The sequence below is a fragment of the Flavobacterium sp. ARAG 55.4 genome (assembly GCF_051846875.1).
Taxonomy (GTDB): domain Bacteria; phylum Bacteroidota; class Bacteroidia; order Flavobacteriales; family Flavobacteriaceae; genus Flavobacterium; species Flavobacterium plantiphilum.
The window spans coordinates 73,937-85,623 of the sequence record NZ_JBPYCT010000005.1 but is presented as its reverse complement, the minus strand read 5'-3'; the positions used below and the strand labels follow the sequence as shown (position 1 = coordinate 85,623).

The following is an 11,687-nucleotide window of genomic DNA, read 5'->3' as shown; positions in this document are numbered from 1 at the left end:
TTCATATCTAAAATACTATTATCATGAAAAAAATAATTTTTACTGAAAAAGCACCGGCACCAATAGGCCCGTACAATCAGGCTGTACTTACAGGAAATACACTTTATGTTTCCGGGCAAATTGCAATAAATCCGGTTAATGGAACATTAATAACTGAAACTATTGAGGCTGAGACTACCCAGGTTATGGAAAACCTGAAAGCCATATTAGAAGCCGCAGGAATGACTTTTGAAAACGTAGTTAAGTCAAGCATTTTTATCCAAAACATGAATGATTTTGGAGCTATCAATACCGTGTATGGTTCTTATTTTAACGAAAAAACCGCTCCAGCTCGTGAAACGGTTCAGGTGGCATGTTTACCAAAAAATGTAAATATTGAGATTTCTGTTATTGCTACAATCTAGTCGAAATTGCATCTAATAACAATTGAGCAGTAGCTTCATTAGTCGCTAACGGCACATTATGTACATCACACACACGAACGAGCATACTAACATCTGGTTCGTGTGGATGACTTGCTAAAGGGTCTTTAAAAAAGAAAACCATATTCGTCTTTCCTTCCGCTACTCTGGCAGCAATCTGAGCATCTCCTCCTATTGGACCTGAAAGCATTTTGATTACATTAAAACCAGCTTTTTCAGCTCTTCCTCCTGTAGTACCTGTAGCAATCAGCTGGATGCTTTCCCGGGATAAAACATCTTTGTTTTTATTTAAAAATTGAACCATGTCAACTTTTTTACCATCGTGTGAAATAATAGCAATTTCCATAAAATCTATTTGTTAGCAATATGGTAAGAAATTAATCCGTCTATCGGTCTTCTTAAAACATTTCCTAATTCTAAATCATATTTATCAAAAGCCAGTTGCAATTCGTCTTTTAAATAATAAGCAATAGACCCCACAAAATGCACTGGTACATCGCTGCAGTTTTCATATTGCATAATATAATTTTTGATAAAAGACTTCATTGCTTTGCGAATAATTTTTTGACAAAACGAAGTGTCTTTATGCTTAATTAAGAACTTTGCAAAAGTGGCTAAATAGGCATTTGGATTTTCTTCTTTATACAATTTATTTTTAATAAAATCAGGATCAACATTAAATTCCTTTTCGAATTCAACGGCTAATTCCTGAGGCATTTTATTAAAATAATATTTTCTGATAAGTTCCTTACCAAAAACATTTCCACTACAATCATCCATAACAATATAGCCTAATGATTGAACTTTTTGATGCAATTCCTTTCCGTCAAAATAACTGCAATTAGAGCCTGTCCCTAAAATACAAACAATGGCTTGCTGATCTTTTGGAGTAGTTGCATATACTGCTGCATACGTATCTTCTTCTACTACTATTTTGGCATGGGGAAAATAATCCTGAAAAACAGCAGATAAGCTTCTTTTCATTCTGTCTGTTCCGCAGCCTGCTCCATAAAAAAACAGATGAGTAGCGCTTTTTTTACTTTGCTGGATATCAAATCGTTCATCTAAACGGGAAATTATCTGATCTCCTTCCAGGATTTCCGGATTCAAACCTAAAGTTTGAGTAGTAAACAATATTTTTCCATGGTCATCTATTGCAATCCAATCGGCTTTAGTAGAACCACTATCAACTATTAATTTCATTTTTTTAGTTTTTAGATGAAGTTTTCTTTAATTTAAAAATGTGATTTTCACATTAATCAAAGGTATAAAATAAGAAAATCCCGTTCGACGCATCGAACGGGATTTTATAAAATTGTAAAATATTATTTTAAACCAGCGATATGAACTGATAAATCAATTAGTTTACTAGAGTAACCGTATTCGTTATCATACCAGGAAACTAATTTAAAGAAAGTAGAGTTCAAACCAATTCCTGCAGTAGCATCAATGATAGAAGTTCTTTTATCAGAAATAAAATCCTGAGAAACAACAGCATCTTCAGTATACCCCATAATTCCTTTTAATGAAGTCTCAGAAGCATTTTTCAATACAGACATGATTTCTTCATAAGAAGTTTCTTTGGCTAATTTTACAGTTAAATCTACTGTAGAAACGTCAGCAGTAGGAACACGGAAAGCCATACCTGTTAATTTTCCATTCAATGAAGGAATTACTTTTCCAACAGCTTTAGCAGCACCTGTAGAAGATGGGATGATGTTGATAGCAGCAGCACGTCCACCTCTCCAGTCTTTTCTTGAAGGACCATCAGCAGTCATCTGAGTTGAAGTAGTAGCGTGAACTGTAGTCATTAAACCTTCAACAATTCCAAAATTATCATTGATAACTTTAGCTAAAGGAGCTAAACAGTTAGTAGTACAAGAAGCATTAGAAACAACTAAATCAGAAGCTTTTGCAGTTTCATGGTTTACTCCCATTACAAACATTGGAGCATCAGCAGAAGGAGCAGAGATAATTACTTTTTTAGCACCACCTTTTAAGTGCTCACTTGCTGTATCAATAGTTGTAAAAATACCAGTACATTCAGCAACTACATCAACATCAACTTCGTTCCATTTCAAATCAGCTGGATTTCTTTCAGCAGTGATACGAATGTTTCTTCCGTTTACATATAATTTTCCTTCTTTTACTTCTACATCTCCATCAAAACGACCGTGAACAGAATCATATTTTAATAAGTAAGCTAAGTGATCTACATCTAATAAGTCGTTGATTGCAACTACTTCTACATTGTCTCTGTTGAAAGACTCTCTAAAAACAATTCTTCCGATTCTTCCAAAACCGTTTATTCCTAATTTTACTTTTGACATTTCTATTTTTATTTATTATTTATTATTCGAATGAAAAAACTTGTGCAAATTTAATAATTAATTTTGCTACAAATTTTATTAAGTTGTTATAATATCAGAAACTCTCAATAATTCTCTGTCAATTTCTGATTTTCCCTTTATTGCCTGTACTAATGGAGTCAGATTTACGCTATCATTTTTTAATCCTACCATAAAATTAGATACTCCGTCTAATAACGATTCTACCGCTTTTACTCCCAAACGGCTGGCAAGTACCCTGTCAAAACAAGATGGAGCGCCACCACGCTGCATATGACCTAATACTGAAACTCTCACATCATATTCAGGTAAATTAGCATCTACATAATCTTTTAATTCGAATACGTTTTTACCTATTTTATCTCCTTCGGCAATTACAACGATACTGGATGATTTTCCTGAAGCTTTACTTTTTTGAAGAGATTCCAGCAGACGATCTAAACCTAAATCTTCTTCAGGTATTAAGATTTCTTCGGCTCCGCCGGCAATACCTGCATTCAAGGCAATATGTCCGGCATCTCTACCCATTACCTCTACAAAAAACAAGCGGTTATGTGAACTGGCAGTATCTCTGATTTTATCAATTGCTTCAACTACCGTATTTAAAGCAGTATCATAACCTAAGGTATGACTGGTTCCAAAAATATCATTATCAATAGTTCCGGGAATTCCCATTACCGGAAAACCATATTCTGAATTGAACATTAAAGCTCCTGTAAAACTTCCGTCTCCACCTATAACCACTAAAGCATCTATTCCTTCTTTTACTAAGTTATCGTGGGCTTTCTTTCTTCCTTCCGGAGTTCTAAATTCAGCGGAACGCGCTGATTTTAAAATTGTTCCTCCTTTATTTATAATGTTATTTACACTTCTGGGTCCCATTTCAATGAAATCACCTTCAATCATTCCCTGATATCCTCTGTAAATACCAACGCACTCTAAATTGTGATAAGCACAAGTCCTGACTACTGATCGTATTGCAGCATTCATTCCGGGAGAATCACCACCAGAAGTGAGAACACCTACTTTTTTTATTGTTTTTTGCATTATTTTTAAAGTATTAAAGTGTAAATTTAGGAAACATAAATTACTTTAACCCTTTCTGCGTTATTATTTTAACTAATCATTATAAATTCAAACGTTTTCGTTAATAAGTTTTAAAAAAACCAAAAAAAGCATCATTTTTTTAATATAAATAGATTTTTAAACAATATAACTAAGAATAACTTATTAATGATATTTAGTTAACATTTGTTAAAAATATAACATGCTGTTAATACCAAAACTAACGGAATACGATGTAAGATTATTATTACTCCTCATCCGTTTTAGTTCCTTCAGCATTATGCTCGGGATCTTCTTTTTCAGGTTCTTTATTATTGTTGAAATTGATGTATTCGGGAGTAACATTAGAATCCTGAAAATATTCATTAGGAGTATTTACTCTTTCAATTTTATATTTTTTAAATATTTTACTGACCAATTCTCTAAAAGTATCAAAATCTACTTCATAAGTCAATCCTATGCCCTGAGTATATCCTATACCCTGGCCAATATAATTAATATCATTTTCTCTGTTAAACAGCCTTAAATTCATAGTACCGTCCTGATTGACTCTGTACTGCACTTCCACGTCTCCTACAACTGCTGATTCATTAATTCCTCCAAAAGGCACACCTACTTTTCCGTTAATCGATATCCTTTCATTAATTTTGGACGAGATAGTTGCCACAACTCTTCCATCAGTTTCCCTTCCTATTCTTCTGTCCGGAGAAACATAATTCAGACCAACTTTAAATTTATCATTATCTGTTTTTAAAATATCGCCCAGCAAACTGGAAGCTGTTTCAAATAAACTTCCTGAAAAATCCGACTGATTAACTCCCTCAGGACTCAAAAATCCACCAGAAGAAAGCAGATACAAAGCCTGAGTCTGCCTTACATCTTTATCATAGAGCTTATATTGAATTTCTGATTTTAAAACATTACTTACCGTAGGAAACTCAATTGTAAAATCAGGTTCCGGACTGGCTAAATCTCCCTGAATTCCAATAATTACATCTACAGGAACTTTTCGGTTAAAAGAAGAATTAGCTAATAAAACTGCCGGATTAGCTATGGTTGTATAAACAGCCTGTAAATTTAATTGTGCCCGCATTGGGTTTCCTTCCCAGGTGATGGAACCTCCTTTTTTAACATCAAATTTTTTATCAATTAAACCGCCATATTTAAAATTATAAGTTCCTTCATAAGCCTGAAAATCTCCCCACATCTGAAACTTGCCCAGCGTATTAATTTTAAATAACAATGATCCGTATCCTTTTCCTTTCATCCCATGACCGGAATTTCTGTCCAGAATCACTTCGACCTCAGCATCAGGAGTGATATCCAGATCAAATTCTAATTCAAGACCGTTATATCTTTTTGTATTCTCAACAATACCCATCTTAGTATTGTACTTCTCTTTAGGAGTTACAAAATGAATAAAGGAATTTTCACCTACACTTTCAGCTGAATTAATAGGAATTTTTATTTCTGATCCTTTTTCTGATTTTGCTGCTACTTTAATAAACAAAGCATTTGTTGGTCCTTTTATAGTAGCATCACCATTAATAAATGCTGTACCGTAATAAGCTGCTTCTTCCGAATCCTTTGTATCTAAAACCGCCAGTCTTTTGGAGTTAATTGCCAAATCCAGTCGCCAGTCAGAAAAATTTGCATGTTCAATAATACCATTCAGCATCCCCTTTGTATTAAATTTGGAATCGGTTATGGTATTAGTTCTGAATAAAAACTTTTCATCAATTAAATCCACAATGGAACGATCATTTAACTGATAATCAACATTTAAATACGGAATAGTCATTCCGGCCTCGTCTACAAACAATCTGCCACTGATTTTAGGTTTGTCAACATCACCGCTTACTACCGAATTACCGGTTACATAACCGCGGATATTAGACAAAACATTGCCTCCCAGCGAACTAAAAACACCTAAATTAAATTTATCCAGTTTTACCTTTAAATCCAGAATGGTCTTTTTATCTACCACTTCAAAACTTCCATTTGCATTAAAAGATTCTAAATTGTCATTTTGCAAGTAGGAATCAATAGTGAATTTCTCTAAGTTTTGATTTCCTTCAATATTAAATTTCAGTGTTCCTAAATCCGTTTTATTAATATTCAGCTTATTTACAACTAATGATGCAGTGGGTTTGTACATTAAATTATTTTGTTTAAAATGAACTGCTCCATTCACATTACCATTAAAAACAAACGTACTGCTTAAAGGTGTAATTTTATACAAATCAATATCTTTAAAACGAAGTTCTAAATCTTTATTAAAATCGTCTTTTATACTACCATTTAATGTAACCGACTGGTTTTCATGCGACAATACAATATTATCAAAAATAAAATTCTTGAGTGATTTGTCAAAAATCAGTTTATTATCAGAATAATCATTTTGATTGAGATACCAGATATTTTCTTTGAATTTCATTTCTGATTTACTGATACCTACCACATTATTATTATTCTTATCAATGGTATGGTACAAGTTTAAATTAAAAAAATCTTCCCCTTTTTCACCACCTTTAAACTCCGATCTAAACAACAAAGTGTCTTTAGTTGTAATGTTAATCAAACTAAAATCACGCATCTTGTAATAAGGCGTTTTAATACTATCTAACTCTATATAAGCATTATACAAAGGGTTTTTATTATCAATAGCGACCCTGATATTATCAAAAACATTTTTGTCATAACTAATTTTAGGCGAATTAAAATTCATTTTAAACTCCTGATTATCAGATCTAATATTTCCTCTTAAAACAGTATTCGTCGCCAATTCGATTTCAGGATATAAAATTTCAACTATCTTATTATAAATAGTGAAATTAAATCTTAAAAATTGGCCTTTGTTTACTTTCTCAGGTTTGAAATTAGTGTATAAACTTCCCAGAGAGTTTCTTGTTAATCTGCCTAACTGATTAAACTGAAAGCGCCCCACTACCCTTCCGTCAATAATATCAGGAGAATCAATAGTCAAAGTACGAATTCCTTGATTATCAAAAGTAGAATTGACATTAAAATCATTAAAAGAATAAGTATCTTTTATATTCTGATAAGATGTTTCTTTGAAGGAAACATTCCCTTGCAAATTTTCAATAGTATTTCCTGTAAGCTGAACTACTACATCTCCTTTAAAAACAGAAACACTGTCTTTAACAAAATGCAGCTTATTTAAATCAGCCTGTACTACATTAATATGAAAATCGTACTTATTTTCAGCAGTACTTAAATCTAAGAGTCCGTCAAAATCCATTTCTAAATTAGGATCTGCAACTACAATTTGTCCTTTGTAATAAGGTAATTTAAAATTTCCGTTCAGAGAAATATTACTATAGGTATACTTTTTAAAATGAACTTTATTAATAATTCCTTTTAGCTGTGTATTCAGATACTTTTCAGTAAACCCCTTACCATCGACATTAATATCCATGGTAACCAACCCTAAATCTTCACGATTTAAAAATATTCCGGCATTAAAATCTTCTAAAACAACATTTCCATTATAAGTTGCTTTATCAATAACATCAATATCGTTCATAGAAACAACAGCCTGCATTCTTCCTATTTCAGATATCATATTTAAAGCAGCGTCAATTGCCGATGCTGTTAATTGCAAATTCCCTTCCATCCAGAAATTACCCAAAGTCTTTAATTCCAACGGTAATTTTTTCCCCAGAACATTCGGAAGCAGCGTTACTAAATTATCGTAACTGGTAGTAAGTTTGGTAAAATCACCATTCATATAAAACGGCTGATTTTCTTTACCAAAAATATTTTTGAAATTAATAGCGCCTTCAATACTGGATTTTCCCGAATCAGTGAGTTTTAAATCACTTACATACAAATTATTCAGTGTTCCTTTTACAATAGTTTTATTGATATAAAAGGACTGATTAACACCTAGCTCTTTATAAAAAAACCGGATATCATTAGTTCCTATTGCCGCTGAATGAATTTTAACATCAAATTTAACTTTATCATTAAATTGGACAAAATCTTCAATTTTATAATTTAACGCTACATCGGCTTTAATTTTGCTGGCAGCTGTTTTCAAATCCAGATTTTCAAGCTTTATTTGTTTCTTGGAATAACTAAAAACAGTACTCATGTTTTCTACAAATAAACCTCTGTAATCCAAAAAAGATAATTTATTAATGGTAGTATTTACATCCGGACCGTATAACTTAAAATCAGTCAACTCGATATTTAAATTTTTAAAATCTACATCTTTTGGGTTTTCCCTGTTTTCATCAGTAAGTCTAAAATGACCATTACTTATAAAAGCTTTATTGGATTTTAAAAGAAAATGTTTTCCTGTAGACGGTTTTCCTGAATCAAAAGCATCAATAAAAACATCAATATTGGTTTTGCTTTCATTTTTATAGGTTTTTAAATCAAATAAAACACCATCAAGACGAACACTTTTAAACAGCAAATCTCCGCTATTAACAAATCCGTTAAGATCAAAAATATTTGTGCTTAAAATTTTAGTATAAATGAGAGTATCTTTATGATGATCCAAAATCAATACATTTTGAATCTTAACACCGCCAAAAGCTGTAATCTTTACTTTATCAATATTAATATTTGTACCAAAATCATTATTAACCCGATTCATTAAATATCGGCCTACGGCAGTTTGAACCGTTGGTAATGATAATGCAATACCAAGCATCAGTAAAAAAATGATGAGCCCAAGAATTATACCCGAAATTATTTTAATCGTTTTTTTGATATGTTCTGTATATTATATTTTATCAAATATTATTTTGCTCAGGCAAAGAGCGAAACCTTAAATAAAAATTCTTTAATTTTGGCTGCGCCGTAAAATTAAAAAAAATAAAATCGGTTTCTATAGATAATTCAAAAATTGTGTGCTTTTATGCTAAATCCTGAGGTTTTTATTCTTGCTATCGAAAGTTCCTGTGATGACACCGCAGCAGCTATTTTATGTAACGACAAAGTACTTTCAAATGTTGTGGCAAATCAATTAATTCATACACAATATGGCGGTGTTGTTCCAGAATTAGCTTCGCGTGCCCATCAGCAGAATATTGTTCCGGTAATTGATGCCGCGCTTAAAAAAGCGAACATTCAAAAAGAGCAGCTCTCGGCTATTGCATTTACACAGGGTCCCGGTTTAATGGGTTCTTTACTTGTAGGTAGTTCTTTTGCTAAATCAATGGCATTAGCACTGGGTATTCCGCTTATTGCAGTTAACCACATGCACGCTCATATTCTGGCACATTTTATTGACGAAGAGGGTTTTGACAAACCTACATTTCCGTTTCTGGCTTTAACCATCAGTGGCGGACACACGCAAATTGTAAAAGTCAATCATTTTTTTGACATGCAAATAATCGGTGAAACAACTGATGATGCCGTGGGAGAAGCTTTTGATAAAACAGCCAAAATTCTCGGCCTGCCTTATCCCGGAGGTCCGTTGGTAGATAAATATGCTCAATCAGGCAATCCAAAAGCTTTTTCGTTTACAAAACCAAAAGTACCCGGATTGGATTTTAGTTTTTCGGGATTAAAAACAGCTATATTATATTTTATCCAAAAAGAAAAAGCTAAAAACCCAAATTTTGTTGACGAAAATATACAGGACATTTGTGCTTCTGTACAATACACCATTATCGGGATTTTAATGGACAAATTGAAATTAGCCGTTCAGGAAACCGGAATTAAACAAATAGCCATTGGCGGAGGCGTTTCTGCTAATTCAGGAATCAGAAATACATTGAAAGATGCCGAACAAAAATACGGATGGAAAACTTTTATCCCAAAATTTGAATACACTACCGATAATGCTGCAATGATAGGAATTACAGGTTATCAAAAATTTCTAGCCCAAAATTTCGAAGATGCTTCAGTAGTGTCTAAAGCGCGAATCCAATTCTAAACTATGCAATTATTTTACAATCCAGATATTGATGAAGCAACCGCCTCTTTTTCTTTTGACAAAGAAGAAAGCAAACATATTATCAAAGTTTTAAGAAAAAAAGACGGTGATATTTTGTTTGTAACCAATGGAAAAGGCTATTTGTTTAAATGCGAAATTATCTTAGCGTCAGACAATAAATGCACGGTGCAGATCAATTCGTTTGAAAAAAAAGAAACAGCAAAATTCCATTTACATTTAGCTGTTGCCCCTACTAAAATGAATGACCGCTACGAATGGTTTCTTGAAAAAGCTACAGAAATTGGCATTCAGGAAATCACACCGATAATTTGTGATCGTTCCGAAAGAAAGGTTATTAATAAAGAACGATTTGACAAAATCATCTTATCAGCATTAAAACAATCTAATGAATTCTATTTACCTAAATTAAACGAAGCCGTTACTTTTAAAGAATTTATGAACCAAAAAAACAACGGTACTTTATTCATTGCCCATTGTGAAGAAACGGATAAAAAAACTTTAAAATCCGTTTTAAAATCTAATGAAGACATTACTTTATTAATAGGTCCCGAAGGCGATTTTTCGGTTAAAGAAATTGCTTTGGCATTAGAAAATAATTTTATCCCGGTTTCTTTAGGCAACACCAGATTAAGAACCGAAACAGCCGCTGTAGTGGCTTGTCATAGTGTGGTGTTTTTTAATGAAGAATAGCTGATTAGCACTTAGTAACTAAGAACCAGGAAGTAAACACTAAGGACTTAAAACCTAAAAAATGAAAAAACTCTGTCTTGTTTTACTATTAGTTTCTTTCACTTCTTTTTCCCAGGAAATTGCCTTGGTAAAATACCGCGGCGGTGGCGACTGGTATGCTAATCCTACAGCTTTGTCTAATTTGATTCGCTTTTGCAACAGCAATATCAACACTACTATCACCTCTAAACCGGCAACGGTAGAACCTGACAGTCCTGAATTATTCTCTTATCCTTTTGTACACATGACCGGGCACGGAAATGTAATTTTCAGTCCTTCCGATGTGCAGAACCTCCAGAAATATTTAAAAGGCGGCGGTTTTTTACACATTGATGATAATTATGGTATGAACGAATACATCAGAAAAGAAATCAGGAAAATATTCCCAAATAAAGAATTAGTCGAAATTCCCGCTACACACACTATTTTTCAAAAACCATATTTATTTGCCAATGGATTGCCCAAAATTCATGAGCACGACGGCAAACGGCCACAGGCTTTTGGGATTTTTATTGACAACAGATTAGTACTTTTGTATACATTTGAATGTGATTTAGGCGACGGCTGGGAAGATCCGGAAGTCCACAACGACCCTGCAGCAGTTCGTGAGAAAGCCTTGAAAATGGGAGCCAATATTATTCATTACATTTTTAATAACTAAATTCAAGTGCAATTAAAACACGAAGAAAACCAGTTTACACCTACTCAATTTCCGATCACCTTAGTTTGTGACGCTGTTTATTTTCAGCAAAATATAGGTTCCCTTTTTAGAATTGGTGAAGCTTTCGGAATTGAGAAAATTATTTTCCTTGGAAAAGACATCCCGTTAAATCCCCGAAAAATAAACAAAACTTCCAGAAGTACACATTTACACGTTCCGCATACTGTATTTGAAGAAAAAAGCGACCTAATTACTTATTTACAGCAAAAGGAGTATGAAATAATTGCTTTAGAAATAGCCTCTTCAAGTAAGCCTTTAAAAGAAGTTAAATTGCCTTCCGGTAAAAAAATTGCACTTATTATCGGGAGTGAAATTAACGGAATCAGCGAAGAACTTCTGGATGTTTCCAATCAAATTGTACACATCAATATGTTTGGAAAAAACAGCAGTATGAATGTAGTTCAGGCTGCCAGTATTGCTTTATATGAATTTACATCAAAATTGATTTGATATTTCTTTATCTTTAT

General features: G+C 32.9%; 10 protein-coding genes. 5 read left to right on the top strand and 5 right to left on the bottom strand.

The window, feature by feature from the left end; translation table 11 throughout:
• Window positions 1–23: 23 nt before the first annotated feature.
• Entirely contained in the window at window positions 24–404 is a 381-nt protein-coding gene (locus tag ACSV4D_RS07780; protein WP_439227748.1) for a RidA family protein, read from the top strand.
• On the opposite strand, the gene ACSV4D_RS07775 is transcribed toward ACSV4D_RS07780, so the two are convergent.
• The 5 genes from ACSV4D_RS07775 to ACSV4D_RS07755 all read right to left on the bottom strand — a co-directional run bounded on the left by ACSV4D_RS07775 (window position 394) and on the right by ACSV4D_RS07755 (window position 8,519).
• Window positions 394–768 carry a methylglyoxal synthase gene (locus tag ACSV4D_RS07775; RefSeq protein WP_408078825.1) on the bottom strand — a complete coding sequence of 125 codons (375 nt, stop codon included), beginning with the start codon at window positions 766–768 and terminating at the stop codon, window positions 394–396. The genes ACSV4D_RS07780 and ACSV4D_RS07775 overlap by 11 nt on opposite strands.
• A gap of 5 nt (window positions 769–773) precedes the next feature.
• Window positions 774–1,625: an N-acetylglucosamine kinase gene (locus ACSV4D_RS07770; RefSeq protein ID WP_408078823.1), complete on the bottom strand. Its 852-nt coding sequence runs from the start codon at window positions 1,623–1,625 to the stop codon at window positions 774–776.
• 122 nt (window positions 1,626–1,747) lie between these two features.
• Window positions 1,748–2,752, bottom strand: coding sequence for a type I glyceraldehyde-3-phosphate dehydrogenase (gap, locus tag ACSV4D_RS07765; RefSeq protein WP_408078821.1), 1,005 nt, complete (start codon window positions 2,750–2,752; stop codon window positions 1,748–1,750).
• 78 nt (window positions 2,753–2,830) lie between these two features.
• Window positions 2,831–3,817, bottom strand: coding sequence for a 6-phosphofructokinase (gene pfkA, locus ACSV4D_RS07760; RefSeq protein ID WP_408078819.1), 987 nt, complete (start codon window positions 3,815–3,817; stop codon window positions 2,831–2,833).
• Window positions 3,818–4,082: 265 nt separating this feature from the next.
• Complete coding sequence (locus ACSV4D_RS07755; protein ID WP_439227747.1) at window positions 4,083–8,519, bottom strand: translocation/assembly module TamB domain-containing protein; 4,437 nt, start codon at window positions 8,517–8,519, stop codon at window positions 4,083–4,085.
• Window positions 8,520–8,726: 207 nt separating this feature from the next.
• Here ACSV4D_RS07755 and tsaD point away from each other — a divergent pair, with 207 nt between their 5' ends.
• The 4 genes from tsaD (at window position 8,727) to ACSV4D_RS07735 (ending at window position 11,670) form a co-directional block, all read left to right on the top strand.
• On the top strand, window positions 8,727–9,749 hold the full coding sequence (tsaD, locus tag ACSV4D_RS07750) for a tRNA (adenosine(37)-N6)-threonylcarbamoyltransferase complex transferase subunit TsaD (protein ID WP_408078815.1): 1,023 nt from the start codon (window positions 8,727–8,729) through the stop codon (window positions 9,747–9,749).
• Between the two features lie 3 nt (window positions 9,750–9,752).
• Window positions 9,753–10,460, top strand: coding sequence for a 16S rRNA (uracil(1498)-N(3))-methyltransferase (locus ACSV4D_RS07745; RefSeq protein ID WP_439227746.1), 708 nt, complete (start codon window positions 9,753–9,755; stop codon window positions 10,458–10,460).
• A gap of 61 nt (window positions 10,461–10,521) precedes the next feature.
• Entirely contained in the window at window positions 10,522–11,160 is a 639-nt protein-coding gene (locus tag ACSV4D_RS07740) for a DUF4159 domain-containing protein (protein WP_439227745.1), read from the top strand.
• A gap of 6 nt (window positions 11,161–11,166) precedes the next feature.
• Entirely contained in the window at window positions 11,167–11,670 is a 504-nt protein-coding gene (locus ACSV4D_RS07735) for a TrmH family RNA methyltransferase (RefSeq protein WP_439227744.1), read from the top strand.
• Window positions 11,671–11,687: the final 17 nt, after the last annotated feature.

What these genes read in the sequence shown, in the direction of transcription:
- ACSV4D_RS07780 (WP_439227748.1), top strand. Translation starts at nt 24, where the DNA reads ATGAAAAAAATAATTTTTACTGAAAAAGCACCGGCACCAATAGGCCCG.
- ACSV4D_RS07775 (WP_408078825.1), bottom strand. Translation starts at nt 768, where the DNA reads ATGGAAATTGCTATTATTTCACACGATGGTAAAAAAGTTGACATGGTT.
- ACSV4D_RS07770 (WP_408078823.1), bottom strand. Translation starts at nt 1,625, where the DNA reads ATGAAATTAATAGTTGATAGTGGTTCTACTAAAGCCGATTGGATTGCA.
- gap (WP_408078821.1), bottom strand. Translation starts at nt 2,752, where the DNA reads ATGTCAAAAGTAAAATTAGGAATAAACGGTTTTGGAAGAATCGGAAGA.
- pfkA (WP_408078819.1), bottom strand. Translation starts at nt 3,817, where the DNA reads ATGCAAAAAACAATAAAAAAAGTAGGTGTTCTCACTTCTGGTGGTGAT.
- ACSV4D_RS07755 (WP_439227747.1), bottom strand. Translation starts at nt 8,519, where the DNA reads ATGCTTGGTATTGCATTATCATTACCAACGGTTCAAACTGCCGTAGGC.
- tsaD (WP_408078815.1), top strand. Translation starts at nt 8,727, where the DNA reads ATGCTAAATCCTGAGGTTTTTATTCTTGCTATCGAAAGTTCCTGTGAT.
- ACSV4D_RS07745 (WP_439227746.1), top strand. Translation starts at nt 9,753, where the DNA reads ATGCAATTATTTTACAATCCAGATATTGATGAAGCAACCGCCTCTTTT.
- ACSV4D_RS07740 (WP_439227745.1), top strand. Translation starts at nt 10,522, where the DNA reads ATGAAAAAACTCTGTCTTGTTTTACTATTAGTTTCTTTCACTTCTTTT.